Raw genomic sequence first — 23,423 nt, 5'->3', positions numbered from 1 at the left:
GAGGGGAGCTTCGCGGTGAGCGATGGTGAGGGGAGCGTCGTAGAGGGCCGCGGCGAGGGGAGCTTCGCAGAAGGCCGTGGCGAGGAAGGTGCCGTGAAGAGCCATGGCGAGACAAGCACCACGGCCAACCACGGTGAGGCAAGCACCACGAAGAGCCACGGCGGAGCCCCCGGTCTGCGGGTCCAGGGCCTGACGATCCGGTTCGGCGGCAACACCGCTGTGGACTCGGTGGCCTTCGAGGCGCCGCTCGGGCGGATCACCGGCCTGATCGGCCCCAACGGGGCGGGAAAGACGACCACGTTCAATGCCTGCTCCGGCTTGCTGCGGCCCTCTGAGGGCGAGATCCACCTCTTCGGGGAGGACATAACGGGCCGCCCGCCCTCGGCACGCGCGCAGGCGGGTCTCGGCCGGACCTTCCAGCAGATGGACCTGTTCGACTCACTGACCGTGGAACAGAACCTCGCTCTCGGACTCGAAGCGCGCCTGGCGCGCAGCAACCCCCTCAGGCAGCTTCTCTGCCCCCCGGCCGAACGGAAGGCGGTGCGGCAGGCCACCGAGGAGGTGCTCGAGGTGTGCGGCCTCGGGGACCTGCGCCGCGCCGTGGCGGGCTCGTTGTCGACCGGCCAGCGGCGCCTGGTCGACCTCGGCCGGGTGCTGGCCGGCGGGTTCTCGATGCTGCTGCTCGACGAGCCGTCGTCCGGTCTGGACACCGCGGAGACTGAACGGTTCGGCGCGATCGTGACCCAGGTGGTGGCCGAACGGGGTTGCGGAGTGCTGCTGGTGGAGCACGACATGGCGCTGGTCATGTCCGTCTGCGACTTCCTCTACGTCCTGGACTTCGGCCAGATGATCTTCGAGGGCACCCCGGCGGACGTACGCGCCAGCGAGACCGTACGCGCCGCATACCTGGGATCGGAGGCCGCGTGATGCTCGAACTGCTGGACATCAGCGCCGGCTACGGCGACACGCCCGTCCTGCGCGAGGTGGCGCTGTGGGTGCCGCCGCGGTCGGTGGTGGCACTGCTGGGCACCAACGGCGCAGGCAAGACCACACTGCTGCGCGTCGCCTCCGGGCTGCTCACGCCCACCACCGGGGAGCTCCGCCTGGACGGCCACGACCTTACGGGCAAGCCCCCGCACGTCCTGGCCCGGGCCGGTGTCTGCCATGTGCCCGAGGGGCGCGGGGTGTTTCCCAACCTGACGGTACGGGACAACATCCTGATCCAGGCGGCCGGCACCCCTGTCGACGAGGCGATCGAGAAGGCCGTCTCCGCCTTCCCGATCCTGGGCCGGAAACTCCGCCAGCCCGCCGGTTCGCTGAGCGGCGGTCAGCAGCAGATGCTCGCGGTGGCGCGCGCTTACGTCACCGACCCCGCCTACGTCCTGCTCGACGAGGTCTCCATGGGCCTGGCCCCGGTGGTCGTGGACGAGATCTTCGAGTTCCTCGGCAGGCTGGCCACCTCGGGGTGCGCCCTGCTGCTCGTCGAGCAGTACGTCACCCGGGCACTGGAGCTGGCGGACTACGTCTATCTCATGAACAGGGGACGCATCGACTTCGCGGGAGAGCCCGGCGAGCTCGACGGCGCCCGGCTCATGGAGCAGTACCTGGGCGCACGGGCGTGACGCCCACAGTGGCGTCTGATCCGCACCTGCAGCCGCACCTGCACCCGTACCACCGACAACCGCACGTGGAGGAGACCATGACCCCACTCCGAACCCACAGCACGCTCGCGGCCGTGGCGGTGTTGAGCCTGGTGCTCACCGCCTGCGGTACGCGCCTGGACCACGACACCATCGTCCGCGCCGCCGCCGGCAACGGGCAGGCCGGGACCGGAGAGGGCACCGGCGAGACCCTGCCGGGTGCGGACGGTGCGGCCGACGGATCGTCCGGTGAGGCCGCGGCAGGCGACTCCGGCGGATCCGGGTCGACCGGAGGGCGAGGCGGCGAGTCGGACGAGAACGGCGGGCGGTCAGGGGGTTCCGGCACGTCAGGCGGCGAATCCAACGGCGGTAAGACCAAGGGCGGTTCCACCATCGTCATCGGCAGCGTCGGAACCTACTCCGGCCCCGGAGGGGTTGCCTTCGCGCAGGGGCCACGTGCGTTGCAGGCCTGGGCGGCGGCCGTCAACGCCAAGGGCGGCATCGACGGCCGCAGGGTGCAGGTGATCGTCATGGACGACGGCGCCGACGCCGCCAAGGGCCGCAGCCAGGTGCAGGAGTTGGTCGAGGAGCGCAAGGCGGTCGCCATCGTCGCCTCCTTCACCACCACCCACACGCTCGCCGCATGGAAGAGCTACGTCGAGAAGAAGAAGGTGCCCGTCGTGGGCGGCGACTGCTCGACGACCTTGTGGAGCAACAGCCCGATGATGTTCAGTCAGTGCCCCGCCTCGGCGACCGCGATGGACGGCCTGGTGAACATCGGCGCGAAGTACGGAAAGGGCAAGAAGATCGGCGGCCTGATCTGTACCGAGAGCGATGCGTGCTCGCATGCCGGGAACCACGTGTTCGGCGACGGGAGGGCGGCGGAGCGTTTCGGCCTCGATCCGGTCTATCAGGCGAAGATCTCGCTCACGCAGCCCGACTACACCGCCGAGTGCATCCAGGCGCGCAACGCGGGCGTGGAGTTGCTGATGGTCACGGGCGACCCGAATACGGTGGCCAGGGTCGCCTCGTCGTGCCGCCGGCAGAACTTCACCCCCCAGTTCCTGCAGCCGGGTGCCACGGTGGCGGCCGACACCGCGGCCAAGCCCGGTCTGTCCGATGCGCTGGCGTCGATGCCCGTGTTCCCCTTCGCGGGTGCCTCGTCGTCGGCCATCAGCGAGTTCGACGCCGCGTGGAAGAAATACGGAGGCGGCAGGGCAGCCGGGCCGGCGGCCGCACAGGGATGGGCGTCGGCGAAGGTGTTCGAGAAGGCGGCCCGCGGCGCGGACGACATCAGCCGGGCCGGACTGGTCAAGGAGCTCTACACGTTCCGCGGAGAACGCTTCGGCGGCCTGACCGTCCCGTTGGGCTACGTCGCCGGTAAGGGAACCACCGACTCCAAGTGCACCTTCTTCATGCGCGGGTCAGGAGGAAAGTGGACGGCGCCGTCGAGCGGAAAGCCGGTGTGCTGGTGAGCCGCCCGGGTACGCAGCGCAGGTCGCTGCTGTGGAACCAGGTGATCGCCGGAGTGGTGGCGGTCGGCGCGACGGGCGGGATGGCAACGGCCTGCGTCTGGCAACTGGCCGGGCAGACCCCCGCGCTGGCCGCTTCGGAGCCGTCGGCGGCATGGGACCGGGGAGGCGGCAGCCCGCCGCTGTACCCCGAGCCTCCGGTGGAGGTGCCCGAGACGCGCCCGGTGCCGTGGAAGACGGACGACGGGGACGGTGACAGCCCGAAGGCGGCCGGCACGCCCCTGCCCGCCATGCACGGGATTCCCGGCCGGGTCCTGGCCGCCTACCGCAACGCGGTGTCGATGCTGGCCGGGTCGCAGCCGGAGTGCGGTCTGGAACTCCCCCTGCTGGCGGCGATCGGCCGCGTGGAGTCCGGCCACGCCCGCGGCGGGGACCTGGACGCCGGCGGCCGGACCCGCAGTCCGATTCTCGGTCCGCGGCTCGACGGCAGCCCCGGCGTCATGGCCATCCGGGACACCGACGGCGGCGCCTATGACGGCGACACCGTCTGGGACCGGGCTGTCGGCCCCGCGCAGTTCATCCCCTCCACGTGGCGCCGCTGGGGATCCGACGGCAACAGTGACGGGGCGACCGATCCGCACCAGGTCGACGACGCGTGGCTGGCCGCGGGGCGCTACCTCTGCGCGGCAGGCGGCGATCTGCGGCAGGCCGAGGGAGTACGGCGGGCGGTGCTCGCCTACAACCACTCCGAGGCGTACCTGCGGCTCGTGCTGAGCTGGATGCGCGTATACACGGCGAACATCGTCCCCGGCGCCGCCGTCCCGAACACCAGTTCCCAGAGCACCGCGCCCTCGCCTCGCCCGGAGCCGGAGCCGGAGCGATCGAGCGGGCCCCGGGAGCCAGGACCGTCCAGTCCGTCCGGGCAGCCGAGCTCACCGCCGAAGGACGGTTCGTCCCACCTCCCGCCGTGGGACGACGACCAGCCCACACCTACGCGGCCCGGCACCCCGCCGAGCCCGTCACCACTCGCCGACCTGCCGGACTCCCTGAACCGGTCCCTGCCCGTAGGCCGGTAAGCCGGTAGGACAGCGACCCTGGTCCTGACGATCGGTGGGCCGCTCGGTGGGCCGCTCAGGGACAGTACGACTCGAGCGTGCTGCGGCGCCGCACATCGAGCGTCGCGCAGTGGAAGGAACCGCCGAACGGCGCGTAGTGCATGAGGTCGCACGGGATCGGCTCAAAACCCCACTGCTCCAGCGCGCGCAGCATGCCGGTGTGGTGTCGCTCCGCGATCACGCGTTTCTCGTCGATCATGAGTACGTTCATGCTGAGCCATTTGCCGCACATCGAGGTGATCTTGAGCATGCGCTCGTGGATCGGGGTGGGCTCGGGGGCGATCAGAATGTCCCACGAGCTCAGGACGTCGGGCAGGCGGTCGACGTCGATGTACTCGGGATTGACCATCACCTTGCCGGGCGCGAGCAGGACGAACGTCGTGTCGATGTGCATGGGCGTGCGGCAGCGGCTCTCGATCTCGTGGATGCGGTAGCCGGGTCCGAGATGGCGGCGCAACCACTCGATGCCCATGCGGTTGGTGACGTTGCTCCGCGTGACGAACAGGTCGCGTCCGGCGCGCACGAAGTCCGCCGCATCGAACACCGGCTCGAACTCGGTGAGGATGTACCGCATGGGCTCGCCGGGTCCGGGGGTACGGAAGTCCGCCTCGAACAGGTCGTCAGTGAGCTGCGGCTTCGGAGCCGCCGTCCAGCGCGCGCCGCGCCGGAAGTAGTCCTTGAGGACCGCACGGTAGGAGTGGGTCTCGAAGTAGCGGCACGGCCAGGCCATCGGGGTCTCGATGATCTCGTCACCGATCACGAGCATGCTGTCACGCGGACAGGTGTTGCAGAAGCCGCGCGACGACCAGTCGGGGGTGCCGAAGCGTCGCGCGTGGTCGACCGCGTCCGGGCGCCTGACCGTGATGCCGAGCGACTGGAGGAGAGCAACGAACTCCTCGAGCTCCTGCTGCGCCCGCTCGATCAGCACCCGCGGATACCGGAAGCCGGCGGCCAGCCCCTGCAGCCGCGCCGCCCACGGGGGCATGTTGCAGGCCACAACCGGATGCTTGGAGGGGATCGTCGCGCCATCGAGACGCCCGACGATGATCTCCTCCAGCGGGTCCCACTCGTTGTGTGAATTCACCGGCGAAACGAGAGGTTCCGCAGCGGGGCCGGTCGGGGCCGAGGGCGCCGACATCACGCACTGTCCATTCGATCGCAGAAGCCAGTCATTCACCGTACCCAATTCGCCGCAGAACGTTTACCTGGCTTCTGGTTACCACGGGAGGGACCAGCAAACTCGCACGACTGGCCTGCCGTCGAGGACGGCCGGGAGATTCAGGTGGCGAGCAGGCCGCGGCCGAGCCAGTCCGAGGCGTTCCTGACGCCGGGCAGAGCGAAGAAGTAGCCGCCGCCGGTCGGGGAGATGTAGTCGACGAGGGGCTCGTCGATCAGGCGGGTCTGCGTGGCCTCGAACTGGCGGCGGACGTCCTGCTGGTAGCAGCAGAAGACCAGCCCCATGTCGAGGTTGCCGACGTCGTCGATACCCCGGTCGTAGTTGTAGCCCCGGCGCAGGACACGGGAGTCGTCGGTGGCGGTGGTGCGCGGGTTGGCGAGCCGGATGTGGGCGTCGAGCGGGATGGCGGTGCCGCGCGGGTCCTTGGCGTAGTCGGGGTTGTCGGTCTCCTTGGCTCCGTCCAGCGGGGCGCCGGTGTCCTTGCGGCGGCCGAACATCTTCTCCTGCTCGGTCAGCGAGACCCGGTCCCAGAACTCCACCAGCATCCGGATGACGCGGATGACCTGGTAGCTGCCGCCCACGGCCCAGGTCGGCTCGCCTAGGCCTTCGCCCACCCACACAAGGTGGTTCATCTCGCGGGCCGATGTCACGTCCGGGTTGGCGATGCCGTCCTTGAATCCGAGCAGGTTGCGCTGGGTGCCGCTCGGGCGCGGCACGTTCTGGAACCCGTCGATGCGCCACTTGATCTGCATACCGCCCCGGGTGTGCTTGGCGATGTCGCGCAGCGCGTGCAGCACCACATCCTGACGGGCCGCGCATATCTGCAGGGAGAGGTCTCCGTGGCACTCGGCCGGGCGCAGGTTGTCGTTGGGGAAGGTGCGCATCGCCGTCAGCCGTCGAGGCTTGGCCTTGGCCAGTCCGTAGCGGTCGTCGAAGAGCGAGGCGCCGACGCCTACCGTGACGGTGAGCGCGTCGGTGGGGACGACCGGGCCAAGGATGCCGTTGTCCGCAGGTGGCGCGCCGACACCCAGGTCGGCGGGGGTGCCGCCGGAGGTGAGGAAGCGGGCCCGCTCGGTGATCGTGCGCAGCAGGTCGGCCAGTCCGTCGCGGTCGTCGGCGATGACGTCGAAGGAGACGAAGGCCGCCGCGGCCGGTGCCGGGGTGACGATGCCGGCCTGGTGGGTGCCGTGGAAGGGCACCTTGGCGGTGCTCGTCGTCTCCGCGGCCTGTGCCTCGGCCGTGCCGCCGCTCTGGCTCAGCGCGAATCCGCCTCCGGCCAGCACGGCGCCCGCGGCACCCGCGCCCAGGGCCGTCTTCACGAAGGAGCGCCGGTCGGCACCGGCGGGGCAGCCCGTCGTTTCGGCGGATGCCATGGCGTGAATCCCTTCACTGCGTATGGTCGTGGCGAGCTGATCGCTGCGTGCAGCCGTGGCAAACGGATCACTGCGTACGGACGTCGTGAGCTGTTCGTTTCGGGCGGTCGAGTCGTGCTGTGCGGTCATCACGCGGACTTCCTGATCTCCAGCAGGTCCGGCACCGGCGCGAGGTCCTCCAGCAGCTGCCCGGTGACCCCGTTCAGCCGGGCCCGCGCGGTCGCGTCGAGCCGGTCGACCGGAGTCCAGGTCCTGCCGTGGTGCGCGGCGTCGAGCAGGTGCCGCAGTCGCGCGATCTCGGCGTCGGCTGTCGTGAGCAGGTGCGGTGCGCGGGTGGTCAGCAACGGCTTGAGTACGGTGAGCAGTTCGCGGGTGCCGGCGAGGTTGGCGTCGGCGGTGGCCAGCTCGGTGCCGCTGCCCTGGTCGGCGTCGCCGGTGAGCTCGAACTGGAGGGTGTTCTCCAGGATCTCGTGGGTACGCAGCGGCAGGTCGCCGGGGTCGAAGTCCTGGGTGGGGAAGGCCTTTTGGAGGCTGACGGCATCGTCGGCGAGGTGTCGGGCCGGGCCCTTCAGATCACGGGCCGACTGGCCGTGCCACAGCCCGTATTCGATGCGGTGGAACCCGGTGAAGTTCTTGTCGTGTACTCCGCCCGGCAGCCCGTCCGGCCTGCCGTTGATCTTCTGGTCGTAGTCCTGGAAGGTGCCGTAGGCGGCGCCGAGCGAGGCGTAGGTGAGGTGCGCGGTCAGCCAGTCGGTGCGGGCCCGGGCGAGGCGGCCGTGGGCGATGTCGTCGCTGAGCCTGCGCGTCTGGGTGACGAAGCTGGCCAGGCCCCGGCGGACGTAGGCCTTGTACGCGGTGAGAGGCGCGGCGAGGTCGTGTTCCGTGACCGGTACGACGGCCTTCGCTCCCGCCCCTCCGCCGCCGCTGACGCGGACCGCCCGGGAGGTGACGGTCCTGCCGCTGGAGGGGACGCAGCGCCAGGCGTACGTGCCGGCCGTGACCGTAGCGGCCAGGTCGCGGGTGGTGCCGGGCGCCAGTCCCTCGATCTCGCCGTAGACGGCGTCGGTGGCCGGGTCGATGAGGTACACCTCGGAGGTCTGGTCACCGGTGTTGCGCATCCGAAAGGTCTGGCGACCCGGTTCCGGCGCGGTGAACCCCTTGCCGCAGTCGGTCTCGGAGACGGCCACGGTCTGGGCCCCGGCGGGTTCGGGGCGGCCGAACGCGACGGCGAGGCCCGCCAGGAGTGCGGGTACGGCGACCACCGCAACCGGGATGACCCAGGCGGGGCGACGCCGTACGGGCGGCACCGCCTTCCCCAGCGGGTCGCGCTTCCCCTGCGGCTCGCGCGGTGCAGCGGCGGTCCCGGCCCCGGTGACGGCAGGCCGCCGCACATCGTGGACGCCACGTATGAACAGGGTCATGACGACGGCGAAGTAGCCCGTGTACCCCACCACCTGCAGCCACGTCATGGTCGGGGTCAGGTTGAACACGCCCTGCGCCAGGGCGCTGTACCAGGAGCCGGCGTCCACGCTGCGGGAGAGGTCGACGGCGTACGCCGTCCCGCCGGGCAGCACCCCGCCCTCCTGGAGGTCGCGCAGGCCGTAGCCGAGGACACCGGCGGCGATGACGACGAGGACGGCGCCGGTGGCGGTGAAGAAGCGCGTCAGGTTGATCTTCAGGACGCGGCGGTACAGGCCCCAGCACAACCCCGCCGCCAGGACGAGGCCGATGCCTGCGCCGGTCAGCGGACCCGTGGACTCGCCGGCCGCGCGGGCCGTGGTCCACAGGAACAGCGCGGTCTCCAGGCCCTCGCGGCCCACGGCCAGGAAAGACGTGACCACCAGCATGCCCGCGCCCATGGAGAGGGCTCCGGTGACCTTCTCCCTGATCTGGCCGGAGAGACTGCGCGCCGAACGGCGCATCCAGAACACCATCACGGTGACGAACGCGACGGCGACGATGCTGAGTGTGCCGCCGAACGCCTCCTGCGCGGCCGTGGAGAGGGAGGCCACGGTGAAGGTGAGCACAGCGCCGAAACTCATGGCCAGCGCGATCGCGGCCAGGACGCCCGTCCAGACCATCGGCAGCCGGTTCCTGGCGCCGGCCCGCACCAGTGTGGCGACGAGAAGCGAGACGATGAGCCCGGCCTCGAGCCCCTCCCTCAGTCCGATGAGAAAGCTCGGAAACGCGTCGTCCCACATGTGCCGCGCCCCTTCCCGCCTCCGGCCCGGCCCAGCATGGCCCGGGTAAGTGAAGCCATGCCTTACTTGCCTCGACCATGATGACCACATGCCTGTCGGTGTCCGGTCATACGGAGGCAATGCCGCGGCAAAGGTGCGTCCGGGTACGACAAAGTTGAGCGGCCGTCAGCCGCATTCGCTCTGGACGACGCTCTCGGGAGGGCAGGGCGCCACCGCACCGCCTGCGCCCCCACCACCACCGTCGAACGCGGCGAACGCGTTCATGACCGGTGCAGACAGACAGCCGCCGACTCGCTGTCACCCGGGTCCGGGCTCGCGGTGTTCGCCGGGTACCTCGTCGTGCTCCTGGCCGGCGCGGCAGCCCTGCTCAAGCGGCGCGATGCGTGAGCCCGATCGCGGCCGGCACCCCACGGACCGCCCGTACCACCCTTCCTGACGTACGGGCGGTCGGCCCTCTTTCGTTCCCTGATACGGGCGAGGCCCAGCGCCGCTGCCTTCATCCTCAGCGGCTGGAAGATCCGCTCTCGCACGAGTCCTCCAGGTACGAGCGCGCCAGCGCACCGGCGCGCGTGAACCAGTCGGCGAGCACGGCGACTTCGTCCGGCGTGTAGGTGGCGAGGAGCTCCGCGAGCCGCGCGTAGTACGGCTCGTAGACGGCCCGCACTCGCTCCGCGGCCTCCGGGACGGCGCTGACGCGTACCCGGCGCCGGTCGGCGGGGTCCTGCCGCCGGGTCACGAACCCGCCGCGTTCCAGGCGGTTGAGGACGCCGGTCACGGCCCCCGTCGTGACGTGTGCGCGCGCGGCCAAGTCGCCCGCGGTAACCGGGGAGTCGGGACTCTGAAGGACGTACGCGAAGCAGATGAGGTCCGTGACGCTCAGACCCAGATTCCGGGCGAACTCCTGCTGGGCCACGACATTCGTCGCGATGAGGTCGTCCATCGCGTTGAGCGCGTCCGAGGCGGTACCGGCGCGGGGCGTACCCTCCATTGAAATTCCCTTAGTGCCTAAGTTAAATTCCTCACTTACTAAGGCATCATAGGTCCGACGTCGGTGGCCTGGCCGCGGCAACGCCGCGGTACGCCCCGGCGGGCGAGGAGACAGCCACATGAGCCAGCACGACGAGGGCCACACCGTCGCCGGATGGGCCGGTTGCGCCTTTGCCACGGCAGGGGCCGCGGTCACCGGCATCGGGTTATGCGGCTGGCAGCCGGGGATCTGGTTGGGGCTCGGGGTCATGGCGTCGGCAGTGCTGGTCACCTGGGGCCTGCACCTCGCGGGCTGGGGCAAACCGCCTGGTCCGCGGCCCGCCGACCAGTGGGCCATGCGGGTCCGGGACCGCTCCGCGCGCGAGGGGCACGCGGGCTGCCTCGGATGCCGGCTGGCCGGACGCCGCGGCGTTCCCCTGCACACGGGCGCCGCACCCGCGCCTGAGCCTGCCGTCGTCGCTTCTCGTACGGCTTCTCCAGCCGACCTGTCGCCCTGACGGATGCCGCCTCGGGGGCCCCGGTGATGCGCCGTCGTACGCCGGCCCAGTCGGTCTCCCACGGGGCAACAAATCCACTCGCCCGCCCAGACCATCACCGCTAACGTGCCAGGGGTGATGACGGCTGACGACGTGTTGTCCATCCTCACCGTGCTGCGGGACGCGGACGTCGACATCTGGATCGGCGGCGGCTGGGGCATCGACGCTCTGGTCGGTGAGCAAACGCGCCGGCACCGTGACTTGGACTTGTTGCATCGGCAAGACCAGGAACCATCCGTCGTGGCGGCTCTGGCGGACGCTGGGTTCGTCGAGACCCTCGACTGGCGCCCTGTGCGGTTCGTCGTCACCGACCCGGCCGGTCGAGAGATCGATCTGCACCCTCTGGCCTTCGCCGCGGACGGATCCGCCGTGCAGTCCTCGCCCGACCCGCAGCAGCCGTTCGTCTATCCCCCCTCGTGTTTCGTCACCGGCACGATTCTGGGCACCACCGTCCCGTGCCTGTCGCCCGAGCAGCAGGTGTACTTCCACCGGGGCTACGATCCGGCCGATCACGACCGTCACGACATGGCCCAGCTCCGACGAGTATTCGGAATCGCCACCCACTTCTGACGGGTTCGACGACGGGCACCATCCCGTCGTCGAACCCGTGCCGTTCCGGCAGCGCCTTGAGTGCCTCGATCAGGAGTGCCTCGATCAGGAATGCCTCGGTCAGGCGCCGACGTAGGTCGCCAGGTGCTCGCCGGTGAGCGTGGAGCGGGCCGCCACGAGGTCGGCCGGCGTGCCCTCGAAGACGATCCGGCCGCCGTCGTGACCGGCGCCTGGGCCGAGGTCGATGATCCAGTCGGCGTGGGCCATGACCGCCTGGTGGTGCTCGATGACGATGACCGACTTGCCGGTGTCGACGAGCCGGTCGAGCAGGCCGAGAAGCTGCTCGACGTCGGCGAGGTGGAGGCCGGTGGTCGGCTCGTCGAGGACGTAGATGCCGCCCTTGTCGCCCATGTGCGTGGCCAGCTTGAGCCGCTGCCGCTCGCCGCCGGAGAGTGTGGTGAGCGGCTGGCCGAGGGTGAGGTAGCCGAGCCCGACGTCGGCGAGGTGCCCGAGGATCTTGTGCGCGGCCGGTGTGCGCGCCTCACCGGCACCGAAGAACTCCTCGGCCTCGGTCACCGACATCGCGAGCACCTCGCTGATGTCACGGCCGCCGAGGTGGTGCTCGAGGACCGATGCCTCGAACCGCTTGCCCTCGCACTCCTCGCAGGTGGTGGAGACGCCGGCCATCATCCCCAGGTCGGTGTAGACGACGCCTGCGCCGTTGCAGGTGGGGCAGGCGCCCTCGGAGTTGGCGCTGAACAGCGCGGGTTTGACGCCGTTGGCCTTGGCGAACGCCTTGCGGATCGGCTCGAGAAGTCCCGTGTACGTCGCCGGGTTGCTCCGGCGCGAGCCGCGGATCGCGGTCTGGTCGACCGACACCACGCCCTCGCGGGCCGGGATGGACCCGTGGATGAGCGAGCTCTTGCCGGAGCCGGCGACGCCGGTGACGACGGTGAGCACTCCGAGGGGGATGTCGACGTCGACGTTCTGCAGGTTGTTCGCCGTCGCGCCGCGGATCTCCAGCGTGCCGGTGGGCTTGCGCACCGTCTCCTTCACCGAGGCCCGGTCGTCGAGGTGGCGGCCGGTGACGGTGTCGCTGGCCCGCAGCCCCTCGAGGGTGCCCTCGAAGCAGACGGTGCCGCCCGCCGTGCCGGCCCCGGGGCCGAGGTCGACGACATGGTCGGCGATCGCGATGGTCTCCGGCTTGTGCTCGACGACGAGCACTGTGTTGCCCTTGTCCCGCAGCCGCAGCAGCAGGTCGTTCATCCGCTGGATGTCGTGCGGGTGCAGGCCGATGGTGGGCTCGTCGAAGACGTAGGTGACGTCGGTGAGCGAGGAGCCGAGGTGGCGGATCATCTTGACGCGCTGCGCCTCGCCGCCGGAGAGCGTGCCCGAGGGCCGGTCGAGCGAGAGGTAGCCGAGGCCGATCTCCACGAACGAGTCGAGGGTGTGCTGCAGCGCGGTGAGCAGTGGCGCTACCGACGGCTCCTCGAGTCCGCGGATCCACTCGGCCAGGTCGCGGATCTCCATCACGCAGGCGTCGGCGATGTTGACCTTGCCGATCCGCGACGACCGTGCCAGCTCGCTGAGCCGGGTGCCGTCGCACTCGGGACACTCGGTGAAGGTGACCGCCCGGTCCACGAACGCCCGGATGTGCGGCTGCATCGACTCGCGGTCCTTGGAAAGGAACGTCTTCTGGATCTTCGGGATCAGGCCCTCGTAGGTGAGGTTGACGCCGTTGATCTTGACTTTGGTCGGCTCGCGGTAGAGGAAGTCGTGCCGCTCCTTCTTGGTGTACTCGCGGATCGGCTTGTCGGGGTCGAAGAAGCCCGACTCGGTGATGACCCGCACCACCCAGCCGCCCCCGGTGTAGGTGGGGATGGTGAACGGGTCCTCGGAGAGTGACTTGGAGTCGTCGTAGAGCTGGGTGAGGTCGATGTCGGAGACCGTGCCCCGGCCTTCGCAGTGCGTGCACATGCCGCCGGTGCGGCTGAAGGTCACCTTCTCGGTCTTGGTCTTGTCGGTACCGCGGTCGACCGTGATCCCACCGCTCGCCGAGACCGAGGCGACGTTGAAGGAGTACGCGCCGGGCGGGCCGATGTGCGGCTTGCCGAGGCGGCTGAAGAGGATGCGCAGCATGGCGTTGGCGTCGGTGGCGGTGCCGACGGTGGAGCGGGGGTCGGAGCCCATCCGCTGCTGGTCGACGGTGATCGCGGTGGTCAGCCCGTCGAGTACGTCGACCTCGGGTCGGGCCAGCGTCGGCATGAAGCCCTGCACGAAGGCGCTGTAGGTCTCGTTGATCAGCCGCTGCGACTCCGCGGCGATCGTGTCGAACACCAGCGAGCTCTTGCCCGAGCCGGAGACGCCGGTGAACACCGTCAGGCGGCGCTTCGGGATCTCGACGCTGACGTCCTTGAGGTTGTTCTCACGCGCGCCGTGCACGCGGATCAGATCGTGGCTGTCGGCAACGTGCAGCGCAGGCGACTGCGTGTCCGTCGTCGTGGCCATGCTCATCGTGTCTCCATCTGTCGGGCGGGACCGCCTGCGCGGTCTCCGTCGGCGTCGCCAGGGTCGATCTGACCGGCTCCGAGCGTAGCGGCTGGTTTTCCGTCGTTGGCGCGATCGCGGCAACGGTCGCTGTCTGCGTGATCGGCGGTGGTGGCGGCCGCGGTGGGTGGCGGCCGCGGTGGCGGGACGCCGGTCCGGCGGGCGCTCCTGGCGCGGGCGCCCGGCACTTCCCGTGGCCGTTACTCGTCGCTTGGTCGGCTGCTCGTCAACGGCGCCCCGGGTACGACGATCCAGCACCGTGCGAGGTCCGGCTGCGTGCCGCGCTCGCCGCCCTCGGCCTGCCCGTCCCGGGCGGATCGAGTACGCGGACGTCGTCGGTGTGCGCCGGGCCGCCCCGGCCGCCACCCCATCGCGCGCCGCCGACCGGGCCACCCACAACCTCGTCGACGCCCCTCCGGGCTGCCCCGAGGCCGTAGGCGCGGAGGGGGCGGCGGGCTACGGCACCGGCCTCTGACGCCGGTCGAGCCCGCCGGCTGATGCGGCGGCCGGCGGGCTCGACCGGCGGGCTCACCCGCTCATGCGTTGCAGGAAGCGCACCATGTTGCCCGCGGGGTCACGGAAGGCGCAGTCGCGGACCCCGTACGGCTGGTCGATCGGCTCCTGCAGGACCTCGCCGCCCGCGGCGCGGATCCGCTCGAAGGTGGCGTCGACGTCGTCGGTCGAGAAGTTCACCCCGCGCAGCATGCCCTTGGCCAGCAGTTCCACCATGGCCTGCTTGTCCGCCGGCGAGGCGTTCGGGTCCGCGAGCGGCGGCTCGAGGACGATCTCCGTGTCGGGCTGCGACGGCGAGCCGACGGTCACCCAGCGCATGCCCTCGTACCCGACGTCGTTGCGGACCTGGAGCCCGAGCGCGTCGCGGTAGAAGGCGAGCGCCTTGTCGTGGTCGTCGACGGAGATGAAGCACTGTTGCAGCTTGATGTCCATGCCGTCACGCTACGGCCGGGCATCGTGCTTCGCTTCTCCGTTCCTGACCGGTCGGGTGATGATCTTGGAGACGCACGGCGGAACGGCCGCGCCCTGGTCGTGATCGCGTGCTCGGTAGGCGCTCGGGCTCTCGCCCACCAGCTCGGTGAACCGCGAGCTGAACGACCCCAGCGACGTACACCCGACCGCGAAGCAGACCTCCGTCACCGACAGGTCGCCGCGCCGCAGCAGCGCCTTGGCCCGCTCGATCCGGCGGGTCATCAGGTAGCTGTACGGCGTCTCGCCGAAGGCGGCACGGAAGCTGCGCGAGAAGTGGCCGGGCGACATGTGGGCGGCCCGCGCCAGCGCCGGGACGTCGAGCGGCTCGGCGTAGGCGCGGTCCATCAGGTCACGGGCGCGGCGAAGCCGAACCAGGTCGGAGAGCGTCACCTGCCCAGCATGGCATGGCGTGCGCGCCGTGCGGCGCCGGTTCTCTGTGTGGCACCGGTGAAGCCACCCGGCGCGGATCACTGGACGCGGCGCGGTAGCGCCTCCGCAGTCAGGTGCACTGCGACGGGCAGCGCCTCGACGGGGGCGGAGGCGCGCGCAGTGGCCGGCCCACGGTCGAATCTCCCGTTGCCGTTCCTCTTCACGGTGACTGGAATACACGTGCCGTTTCCTGCGCCATGCCGATGAGCGCCCGCAGGACCGGCAAGGCCGTGCATCGCCGAGGGCGGGGGGTGTGCCTTGGTAGCGTCGGCGTGTGCCGTGCCGGCCGGTACGGTGTGCCGCTCGACCGAGAGAGACCTGATGTCCCCGACGATCCGCAGGGCAGTGATCCCCGCCGCCGGACTGGGCTCCCGTCTGCTGCCCCTGACCAAGGCGACCCCGAAGGAGATGCTCCCGGTCGGCGACAAGCCGGTGATCGAGCACACCGTGCGCGAGCTGGTGGACTCGGGCATCACCGACATCACCATCGTCGTCTCCGGCGGCAAGAGCCTGATTCAGGACCATTTCCGCCCCAACCCGGGCCTCGTCGCCCAGCTGCGCGAAGACGGCAAGACGGCGTACGCGGACGCGGTGGAGGAGGTGGCCGAGCTGGCCCGCCGGGGCCACATCACCTATCTCGACCAGCACGGCCCGTACGGCAACGGCACGCCGGTACTGAACGCCGCCCGCTCATTCGGCGACGAACCGGTTCTCGTGCTGTGGCCGGACGACGTGTTCGTGGCCGAGATACCGCGCGCCCAGCAACTGATCCGCGCCTACGAGCAGACCGGCTGCCCGGTGCTGGCCCTGATGCCGATGAATCCCACCGACTCCCAGCGCTATGGCGTCCCCATCGTCAAGGAAGACCTCGGCGACGGCCAGCTGCGCATCACCGGCCTCGTCGAGAAGCCGAAGCCGGCTGACGCGCCGTCCCCGTACGCGGCGATCGGCGGCTACGTCATCACCCCCGGCATCGTCGACGAACTGCGGGAGCAGACTCGCCGCTGGTACGAGCACCGCGAGGGCGAGATCTACCTGACGGACGCCATCAACGCCTACGCCCGGGACCGGGCGGTGTACGGACAGGTCATCCAGGGCCGCTGGTACGACACGGGCAACCCGGCCGACTACCTCGTCGCCCAGATGGCTCACGCCCTCGCCCACCCCGAGTACGGCCCCATCCTGCGCGACCTGGTCAGCGAGCTCGACGCCGCCCGCCCCACACCCGTCGCGGACCCCTCCGTCTGATCTGCTGCCTCCGGGCGGATCTTCCGCGTCGATGCGCGGCAGAACCTCATGACGCGCCCGCCCGATGTGCCCGCCCGCCTCGAGTGTGGGGCCGCCCTGTCCGGCCTCACACCTCCCGCGAGGCGATGCCGCTGCCGGAGTGGCTCTGATCGCTATGGGGTTGGCAGTCGGGGCACAGCTCATGAAGCCCACGGGGGGTGATCACGCTGCCCCAGCCGCTGCATACGTCACAACCAGCGGCCAGAACAGCATTGGCACGGGGGGTCGAGTCGGGGGCGGCAGCTACCCCATGTCCCATGAAGCTCTCCTCGGGTCAAAGTCGTGGCGACAGCGCAGACCACGCACCGCTGCATGCCCACATTAGCCCGGTTCACTCCCGAATGCACCTGATACGCCCGATTTAATGACCGTTTGTTTCCGCTTCCGTGCCCACCTCGCACGGGATCTTAGAGACGGAGTCCGCGGGCGGCCGGGCGTCACAGCCCCAGAGAGATGGCCAGCCGGGTGAGCTCCGCCGTGCTGTTGATGTTGAGCTTGGCCCGGATACGGCGGAGATAGGCGTCGACCGTGTGCTTGGAGAGCCCCATATGACGGGCCGCTTGCAGGTAGGTGCGACCTGCGGCGATGTGCCGCAGCGTCTCCTGCTCACGCGGAGCCAGCGCAGGCGCGGCGGCTTCGGCGTGCGGCGTGGCGAGGGCGAGGCTCATGGGATCTCCTGCGACAGATCGGATCGGCTCGGTCATCCCTGCTCACACCCTCGGAAGCGGGAGACATATGCCTGAATGTGGCTGTTTGTCCCGTTTCAAAAATCCTGCCCGCCCGACTTCACGACGGTGTCCGCCGACTGTCACAGGCGCGTCACAGAGCACGACTGGAGGTCGGCACCTCTGCCACTCAGCCGGCCCGCCGGGCGTACCAGAACAACGCCCCGGGCCCCCGCGAGAGAGGCCCGGGGCGTGTGCTGCTGGTGCGAGGCGGCACCGGCGGTCCCGGCCAGGTGCTCCTCGTTATCCGAACTGACCGGGCTGATAGTCGCCTGCGGGCTGCTGGACGATGACGTTCAGCCGGTTGTAGGCGTTGATCAGGGCGATGAGGGACACCAGGGCGGTGAGCTGGTCCTCGTCGTAGTGCTTGGCGGCATTCGCCCAGGCCTCGTCGGTGACACCACCGGCTGCGTCGGCGATGCGGGTCCCCTGCTCCGTCAGCTCCAGGGCAGCGCGCTCGGCATCGGTGAACACCGTGGCCTCGCGCCAGGCCGCGATCAGGTTGAGGCGCGTCGAGGTCTCTCCCGCGTGCGCGGCGTCCTTGGTGTGCATGTCGGTGCAGAATCCGCAGCCGTTGATCTGGCTGGCGCGGATCTTCACCAGTTCCTGCGTCGCGGCCGGCAGCGTCGAGCCCGAGACCTCCTTCCCTGCCGAGTTGATGTACCTCAGGACCTTGCCTCCGACCGGGTTGCCGAAGAGGTTCAAACGAGCGTCCATCGTGAACTCCCATGCGCCGTTGTTGGTGGATACACATCCTTGACGGATCAGCTCGGGAAAGATGTGACACCTACGAATGTGACGTACGTCTCCCTTCTCGCAACGCGGCGACGGCAGGGTGGTCGTCAGGCACACGGAAGGCGCGATTCACTGGTGCACGGCTCATGGCAGGAGCACGACGATGCCGCCAGGCACCGGGACGGCGCCGGGCACCCGTCTTCCGCACGTCTTCACCGCCGCTCCCGCGACGGTGATCGATGAACCTCTCAGCCGTGCACCCAGATCCGCAGCGGACCGACTGGCTCGAACCCATGGCGCACGGCAGCGGCCAGTGCATCGCCGTACTCGTAGCCGACCACCGGCAGGGTGGGGAACAGCCGGTGCACCGCATCGAGTACGCCCGGCCAGGCCACGTCAGCGCCGCCGTCCCGTGCGAAAACGTTGGAGACTCCGACCACCTGGTCGCTGCGGCACGCCACCGCTCCGGCGCCTATCCGACCGTCGGCGGACCGTCCGGCGAGCACGCAGACGGCCGGGTCGTCGAGCAGTTCAGGCCGGAAGAGATCGATGTTGCCGTCCCCGTCGTCCCAGGCCAGGGCCCATGAGCGCAGCATCTCCGGGTCGGCTGCGACATCCCAGGCGAGATCCGGCGCGACGGCGGGCGCACTCGCCGGGCGGTGGATCCACTGCGCCTCGAACAGCACCTGGAAGCCGGCCTCGGTCAGGTCGAGGTCGGCGAAGCTGTCCTTGACGGAGGCGCCGGACGCCGCGGTGTCGATCCTGGCCACCAGCGCGGACAGGTCGGCGCCCGGCACCAGCGTCACCGCATCGGGGTACAACGGCGGCGTACGGGTCGGCGCAGCCCACGCCTGCACCCCGAACTCGCCCACCACGCCGTGCGATCGGCTCATCGTCGCGCACCATACGGCGTTGTTACGGGCGGCGGCCTGGACCAGGAACTGCTTCGGCGTCGTCACAAGTGCGGATCATGGCCGCCCCAACCCGTCCAGTCGAGCGTTTATACGCCGCCCTTCTGCAGGGCGGACGCCTCACGGAGGCTCCGATCATGCGGTTGAAGAGGTTTCTCTGAGCGGCTGCGTGCCAGTCGCCGCGCTCGCGTCGGCGCCGGTAGGGGGAGTTGGCTTGGCGAACGCGCGGAGTGAGGCGAAGGCCCAGAGATATCCAGCGTGGTTGAGCCGGTCGTCCTTCACCCACCGCCGTGAGATGGCCGACTACTTGCTGGAGGTTCGGGTGACCGGGGAGGAGCCGACGTAAGCCTTCAGGCCTCGGGCATCGGCGAATCGGGTGCTGTCGTCCCCGGCTTGCTGCGACCATGCGGATCATGACCGTGAGCGCAGTACTGTTCGACGTCGACGGCGTTCTGCTGGACTCCACCGCCGCGCACCGGCGGATCTGGAACGCCTGGTCGCAGTCGCGGGGGCTGGATGCAGAGAAGGTCTGGTCGCTGACCCACGGCCGTCGGCCGGAGGACACCGTTGGCCTTGCGGCGCCGCATCTGGACCCGGCCGCGGAGCGGCTGGTGCTGGACCAGCTCCTGCATCAGGAACTCGATGCCTTCCCTGCGGTGGAGAATGCGGCGTGGCTTCTTGCCGGGCTGCCTCGGAATGCCTGGGCCATCGTCACCTCGGGGGACAGGACCTCCGTACATGCCCGGTTCGCGGTGGTGGGCTTGCCGCTGCCGACGGTGCAGATCTTCGGCAGTGATGTGACCGAAGCCAAGCCGGCACCGGAGTGCTACGTGCTCGCAGCGGCCGCGCTGGGTGTCGAACCGTCAATGTGCCTGGTCGTCGAGGATTCGCCGGCCGGAGTGGCAGCGGGGAAGGCAGCCGGTTGCCAGGTAGCCGGGTTGACCACGACCCATGCCGCGGCCGATCTGCAGCCTGCTGACCTGGTCTTCACCTCGCTCGCCGAGACGGCCGATTACCTCGCAAAGTCAGGGCTGTTCGTCGACCGCTGAGCGCCTCGACGTCCGCAGGCGCATCGCCGAGCTGGAGACCGTACGTGCGTCCATCGCAGGGCCGCCGAACTGTTCGGCGAGGTGACGCCCCCAAAAGGCGGTTGGAAGCCATCCGCAGCCTGCCGTTCCCACGAAGTCGCAGGAGTCCTCGGCGCGACCGTGATACTAATACCGGTATAAAAATTGGAGCACGAAGCGTGAGACATGAGGCGAGGAGTCGCAGGACATGGTGGAGATCAAAACCAACGCGGCACTGGACGCGATGCGGGAGGCCGGGCGCATCGTGGCCCAGGCCCTCGCCGCCGCCCGGGAAGCGGGAGGCGTCGGGGTATCCCTGCAAGAACTGGACGAAGCGGCCCGCACGGTCCTGACCGAGGCCGGGGCCCGCTCGCCCTTCCTCGGCTACCGGCCCTCCTTCGCCCCCACCCCCTTCCCGGCAGTGATCTGCACCTCCGTCAACGACGCCATCGTCCACGGCATCCCCACCGGCTACCGCCTGCGCGACGGCGACCTGGTCAGCATCGACTGCGGCGCCGAACTCGACGGCTGGACCGGCGACGCCGCCATCACCTTCACCGTCGGCACCCCTCGCTCCGGCGACCTGGACCTGATCAACGCCACGCAGCAGGCCCTCGACGCCGGCATCGCCGCCGCCGTTCCCGGCAACCGCATCGGCGACATCTCCCACGCCATCGGTACCATCGCCGGAGCGGCCCGCTGCGGCATGCCCGCCGACTTCGGCGGCCACGGCATCGGCCGCCGCATGCACGAGGATCCCCACGTCCCCAACCGAGGACGCCCCGGCCGCGGCTTCCCCCTCCGCCACGGCCTGGCCCTCGCCATCGAACCCATGCTCATGGCCGGCGGCCACGACGACTACTACACCGCACTCGACGGCTGGACCCTCCGCACCACCGACGGCAGCCGAGCGGCCCACATCGAGCACACCGTCGCGGTCACCGAAGAGGGCCCACGCATCCTGACCCTGCCCTGATCTGAACCAAAGCGCCCCGTCACGAAGTCCGGACGTCCCGCGGGCAAAAGACCAGCAGCGAGAAATCCCAGTGACGCCGGGGCCGCCCGCTGTTAGCGTTCGCTTCCATGGAGGTCATCATTCGCCCCACCACCGCAGACGCGCGAGCGACCAGCTCGCCGGCTGCCGACGCCTGACCTCACCCTCTTTCCCCGGCGGCCGGAAACGGATCGCCGGTGCATCGTTCCCACGCCTGTCGCAGTCTGCTCCGCGGTTCTTTCCGGTCCCCCTGACCCGAAGGAATACCGCCATGAACACAGATCAGGCCGTGCGCACGTTCACCGACTTCTTCCGCGAGCGCGGACACCGGCTCATCACCGGAAGCTCGCTCCTGCCGCCGCCCTCAGACCCGGTGCTGTTCACCACCTCCGGCATGCACCCGCTCACGCCCTTCCTGCAGGGCCGTCCCCACCCACAAGGACGGCGCCTGGTCAACCTCCAGCGCTGTCTGCGCACCACCGACCTCGACGAGATCGGCGACCCCACCCACCTGACGGTGTTCGAGATGCTCGGCTCGTGGTCGCTCGGCGACTACGGCCACTCACAGAGCCTTCGTTGGGGATACGAGCTGCTGCGCGACGGATTCGGCATCCCCCAACAGCGGATGCACGCCACCGTTTTCGGTGGATACGAGCAGGTCGGCCCCGACACCGAATCGCTCCGCACCTGGCAGGAGCTCGGCCTGCCCGTGGAGCTCACCGGTGAGGAGAACTGGTGGTCCAACGGACCCGTCGGACCGTGCGGCCCCGATTCGGAGATCTTCGTGTGGACCGGCGATGCCGGCACCCCGCCCCAGGGCAGCCCCACCACCGACCCGCGCTGGGTCGAGGTATGGAACCACGTGCACCTGCGCTACCGCCGTTACGACGACGGCAGCCTCACCCCCCTCCAGCAACCCGGCATCGACACCGGCATGGGACTGGAACGGCTCGTGGCCGTCCTGCAGGGCCACCGCTCGGTGTACGACACCGACCTGTTCGAGCCGTGGATGAGGCTTCTACCGCCGCTGTGGGACCTGGACGAGCCGTCGATCCGCCTCGTCTGCGATCACCTGCGCTCAAGCATCGTCGTCATCGGCGACGGAGTGCGGCCGTCGCCCACCGGCCGCGGCTACGTACTGCGCCGGCTGACCCGCCGCCTGCTGACCACGCTGTGGCGCGACGACCCCTCGCGCACCCTGTCCGACCTGCCCGTGGAGCTCCTCCAGCACACTCTGGACCACTTCCGCCAGACCGGCGGCGCCGACCCCGTCCGCGACGTGCTCCTGGATGAGGAGCGGCGGTTCAACACACTCCTCGAACGCGGGCGCCGCGTGCTCTCCCGGCCGGAGTTCGAAGGGCCGCTGAGCGAAGGGGACTACGGCTACCTGCACGACACCCACGGTCTGCCCCGCGAACTCGTCGTCCATCTCCTCAACACCCGATGAGGTCCTCGCGCATCAGCGTCGGTGCCGCCGGCCAGCGCACCTCGGCGGCGCCGACACCCGCTCGGTGTGGCGGGCGTCTCGGCGCCCTCGCCCAGCCGCTGGCATCCGCACCACATCGCGAGCGGGCGGGCTGCCGCGTGGGCTGCTGATCGTCTTCGCGGCCGCGGGCGTTCTGTGGGCCGTCTGCCGTCATCCGTGAGCGGGCGGCTCGGCGTTCCACACGTCAGGCCCGCCTCCACGCCAATCGATCAGTTCGGGGTCGTCGACCGCCGTATCGGTCTCAGGCAGATCGGCGCCGCGCAGGAACTCCAGCAGATCGAACAGCGTGTAGGCCGTCCCTGCTTGCTCGCCACGGATCACCACTCGGCGTCCGCCGTCTTGCTGCGGCGGGGAAACAATCACAGGCGCCTCTTCGGGCATACGTCCAGCCTCGCGCGGCGCCGCCGCAGAAGCAAAGACCAACAGCGTCCAGCGTCGATATGTCCGCCGACCAGGGCCCTCCTGGCCTACAGCTCTCGGGGCTGTCCGGAGTACTGTCCGGTCCAGCCCCGCGACCCGCCAGCTCCTGACGGCCCTCGCGGCCGCGGCCGGGCGGCAGTGGTCCGTACGCAGCCGGCAGTGGTACCTACGCCGCTGGGTGTGGGCCGTCGAAGTCGTGCAGGACGGCGGCGGGCCCGGATCGACCGGATCGCAGTCGACCGAGGGCGCGCCGAACGGCTGGAGCCTTCGATCCCCCCGAGCCGACCTCTCCGCCCGCCGATGCCGACCGGTGCCGGGCCGCAGGCGGCAGACACAGTCGCAGCCCGGGCCGCAGGCGGCAGGCGCGATGGCAGGCCGACCCGGCCGCCGCGCCGCGTGCCAGTGCCCGCCGCATCCGCGTGCCAGTGACGCCGCATCCGCGCGCCAGTGGCACCAGCGACCACCGGCGACGAATCGCCGACTCAGATCACGAGAGGCGCACGGTCATCGCGACGGTCACGTCGTCTCCTGCCGAGAGGCCCTGCGGCCTGCGCACCGCGTCCTTGACCGGCAGCAGGTAGCCACCGTCCTTGGGAAAGAGCGACGTCTCGAAGGCGACCTCGCCGATCCGGGCGAGGACCGGGATCATGCCCCAGCCGTACGTGGCCATCGCGGCCACCTCCCGGAGGTCGGCGGACTCCTCGTCCGGCACGGGGACGAAGTAGTACGGCGACAGCCCGCGCCATTCGATCACCTGGCCGGCGAAGACGAGCTCCGGCTCCACGAGC

23 protein-coding genes and 1 pseudogene are annotated in these 23,423 nt (G+C 70.1%); 11 read left to right on the top strand and 13 right to left on the bottom strand.

The window, feature by feature from the left end:
• Positions 1–93: 93 nt before the first annotated feature.
• The 4 genes from STSP_RS18190 to STSP_RS18175 all read left to right on the top strand — a co-directional run bounded on the left by STSP_RS18190 (position 94) and on the right by STSP_RS18175 (position 4,188).
• Positions 94–927, top strand: coding sequence for an ABC transporter ATP-binding protein (locus tag STSP_RS18190; RefSeq protein ID WP_067278929.1), 834 nt, complete (start codon positions 94–96; stop codon positions 925–927).
• The gene (locus STSP_RS18185) at positions 927–1,622 is read left to right on the top strand and encodes an ABC transporter ATP-binding protein (RefSeq protein WP_067278927.1); all 696 of its coding nucleotides are present in this window, start codon (positions 927–929) and stop codon (positions 1,620–1,622) included. The genes STSP_RS18190 and STSP_RS18185 overlap by 1 nt, the downstream gene beginning before the upstream one ends.
• A gap of 77 nt (positions 1,623–1,699) precedes the next feature.
• A complete protein-coding gene (locus tag STSP_RS18180; RefSeq protein ID WP_157902857.1) occupies positions 1,700–3,115 on the top strand; it encodes an ABC transporter substrate-binding protein in 1,416 nt (471 codons plus the stop codon).
• Entirely contained in the window at positions 3,076–4,188 is a 1,113-nt protein-coding gene (locus STSP_RS18175) for a lytic transglycosylase domain-containing protein (RefSeq protein ID WP_067278921.1), read from the top strand. Before STSP_RS18180 ends, STSP_RS18175 begins: the two co-directional genes overlap by 40 nt.
• A 55-nt stretch (positions 4,189–4,243) precedes the next feature.
• Here the strand turns inward: STSP_RS18175 and STSP_RS18170 are convergent, their stop codons facing one another.
• From STSP_RS18170 to STSP_RS18155, 4 genes are all read right to left on the bottom strand, one after another.
• On the bottom strand, positions 4,244–5,365 hold the full coding sequence (locus tag STSP_RS18170) for an amidinotransferase (RefSeq protein WP_067278918.1): 1,122 nt from the start codon (positions 5,363–5,365) through the stop codon (positions 4,244–4,246).
• Positions 5,366–5,505: 140 nt separating this feature from the next.
• Positions 5,506–6,777: an iron uptake transporter deferrochelatase/peroxidase subunit gene (gene efeB, locus STSP_RS18165; protein WP_067279036.1), complete on the bottom strand. Its 1,272-nt coding sequence runs from the start codon at positions 6,775–6,777 to the stop codon at positions 5,506–5,508.
• 128 nt (positions 6,778–6,905) lie between these two features.
• Positions 6,906–8,978 (bottom strand): iron uptake transporter permease EfeU, encoded by a 2,073-nt coding sequence (gene efeU, locus STSP_RS18160; RefSeq protein ID WP_067278915.1) that lies wholly within the window; start codon positions 8,976–8,978, stop codon positions 6,906–6,908.
• 502 nt (positions 8,979–9,480) lie between these two features.
• Positions 9,481–9,966, bottom strand: a complete 486-nt coding sequence (locus STSP_RS18155; protein WP_067278912.1) for a MarR family winged helix-turn-helix transcriptional regulator — start codon at positions 9,964–9,966, stop codon at positions 9,481–9,483.
• A 118-nt stretch (positions 9,967–10,084) separates the two neighbouring features.
• Here STSP_RS18155 and STSP_RS18150 point away from each other — a divergent pair, with 118 nt between their 5' ends.
• On the top strand, positions 10,085–10,462 hold the full coding sequence (locus tag STSP_RS18150) for a hypothetical protein (protein ID WP_067278908.1): 378 nt from the start codon (positions 10,085–10,087) through the stop codon (positions 10,460–10,462).
• A gap of 117 nt (positions 10,463–10,579) precedes the next feature.
• Positions 10,580–11,071: a nucleotidyltransferase domain-containing protein gene (locus STSP_RS18145; protein ID WP_198547375.1), complete on the top strand. Its 492-nt coding sequence runs from the start codon at positions 10,580–10,582 to the stop codon at positions 11,069–11,071.
• Positions 11,072–11,170: 99 nt separating this feature from the next.
• Here STSP_RS18145 and STSP_RS18140 read toward each other — a convergent pair whose 3' ends face one another.
• On the bottom strand, positions 11,171–13,564 hold the full coding sequence (locus STSP_RS18140) for an ATP-binding cassette domain-containing protein (protein WP_067278904.1): 2,394 nt from the start codon (positions 13,562–13,564) through the stop codon (positions 11,171–11,173).
• Between the two features lie 292 nt (positions 13,565–13,856).
• Between STSP_RS18140 and STSP_RS39200 the strand changes: the two genes are divergently transcribed.
• Positions 13,857–14,072 carry a hypothetical protein gene (locus STSP_RS39200; RefSeq protein WP_157902856.1) on the top strand — a complete coding sequence of 72 codons (216 nt, stop codon included), beginning with the start codon at positions 13,857–13,859 and terminating at the stop codon, positions 14,070–14,072.
• 53 nt (positions 14,073–14,125) lie between these two features.
• On the opposite strand, the gene STSP_RS18135 is transcribed toward STSP_RS39200, so the two are convergent.
• The gene (locus STSP_RS18135) at positions 14,126–14,542 is read right to left on the bottom strand and encodes a VOC family protein (RefSeq protein ID WP_067278902.1); all 417 of its coding nucleotides are present in this window, start codon (positions 14,540–14,542) and stop codon (positions 14,126–14,128) included.
• Between the two features lie 9 nt (positions 14,543–14,551).
• Positions 14,552–14,971, bottom strand: a complete 420-nt coding sequence (locus STSP_RS18130) for a helix-turn-helix domain-containing protein (RefSeq protein WP_067278899.1) — start codon at positions 14,969–14,971, stop codon at positions 14,552–14,554.
• Positions 14,972–15,331: 360 nt separating this feature from the next.
• Here STSP_RS18130 and STSP_RS18125 point away from each other — a divergent pair, with 360 nt between their 5' ends.
• Positions 15,332–16,258, top strand: a complete 927-nt coding sequence (locus tag STSP_RS18125; protein ID WP_067278897.1) for a UTP--glucose-1-phosphate uridylyltransferase — start codon at positions 15,332–15,334, stop codon at positions 16,256–16,258.
• A gap of 476 nt (positions 16,259–16,734) precedes the next feature.
• Here STSP_RS18125 and STSP_RS18120 read toward each other — a convergent pair whose 3' ends face one another.
• The 4 genes and pseudogenes from STSP_RS18120 to STSP_RS40275 form a co-directional block, all read right to left on the bottom strand.
• The gene (locus tag STSP_RS18120) at positions 16,735–16,965 is read right to left on the bottom strand and encodes a response regulator transcription factor (protein WP_067278895.1); all 231 of its coding nucleotides are present in this window, start codon (positions 16,963–16,965) and stop codon (positions 16,735–16,737) included.
• Positions 16,966–17,265: 300 nt separating this feature from the next.
• Positions 17,266–17,739, bottom strand: coding sequence for a carboxymuconolactone decarboxylase family protein (locus STSP_RS18115; protein ID WP_067278893.1), 474 nt, complete (start codon positions 17,737–17,739; stop codon positions 17,266–17,268).
• A gap of 266 nt (positions 17,740–18,005) precedes the next feature.
• Positions 18,006–18,716, bottom strand: coding sequence for a hypothetical protein (locus STSP_RS18110; RefSeq protein ID WP_067278891.1), 711 nt, complete (start codon positions 18,714–18,716; stop codon positions 18,006–18,008).
• An 82-nt stretch (positions 18,717–18,798) separates the two neighbouring features.
• Positions 18,799–19,064 (bottom strand): annotated as a pseudogene (locus tag STSP_RS40275) (transposase); the annotation flags it as partial.
• Positions 19,065–19,081: 17 nt separating this feature from the next.
• On the opposite strand from STSP_RS40275, the gene STSP_RS18105 reads away from it, so the two are divergent.
• The 3 genes from STSP_RS18105 (at position 19,082) to STSP_RS18095 (ending at position 22,176) form a co-directional block, all read left to right on the top strand.
• Positions 19,082–19,717: an HAD-IA family hydrolase gene (locus STSP_RS18105; RefSeq protein ID WP_232789693.1), complete on the top strand. Its 636-nt coding sequence runs from the start codon at positions 19,082–19,084 to the stop codon at positions 19,715–19,717.
• Positions 19,718–19,943: 226 nt separating this feature from the next.
• Positions 19,944–20,711 carry a type I methionyl aminopeptidase gene (map, locus tag STSP_RS18100; RefSeq protein WP_067278887.1) on the top strand — a complete coding sequence of 256 codons (768 nt, stop codon included), beginning with the start codon at positions 19,944–19,946 and terminating at the stop codon, positions 20,709–20,711.
• A 289-nt stretch (positions 20,712–21,000) separates the two neighbouring features.
• Complete coding sequence (locus STSP_RS18095; protein ID WP_067278885.1) at positions 21,001–22,176, top strand: alanine--tRNA ligase-related protein; 1,176 nt, start codon at positions 21,001–21,003, stop codon at positions 22,174–22,176.
• 189 nt (positions 22,177–22,365) lie between these two features.
• Here the strand turns inward: STSP_RS18095 and STSP_RS18090 are convergent, their stop codons facing one another.
• Both STSP_RS18090 and STSP_RS18085 read right to left on the bottom strand, forming a co-directional pair.
• Positions 22,366–22,596, bottom strand: coding sequence for a hypothetical protein (locus tag STSP_RS18090; RefSeq protein ID WP_067278879.1), 231 nt, complete (start codon positions 22,594–22,596; stop codon positions 22,366–22,368).
• 526 nt (positions 22,597–23,122) lie between these two features.
• On the bottom strand, positions 23,123–23,419 hold the full coding sequence (locus STSP_RS18085) for a DUF1905 domain-containing protein (protein ID WP_067278876.1): 297 nt from the start codon (positions 23,417–23,419) through the stop codon (positions 23,123–23,125).
• Positions 23,420–23,423 lie beyond the last annotated feature (4 nt).

It is taken from the genome of Streptomyces jeddahensis, from assembly GCF_001642995.1.
Taxonomy (GTDB): Bacteria; Actinomycetota; Actinomycetes; order Streptomycetales; family Streptomycetaceae; genus Streptomyces; species Streptomyces jeddahensis.
The sequence above is the reverse complement of the archived record's forward strand: the minus strand, read 5'-3'. Positions and strand labels throughout refer to the sequence as shown.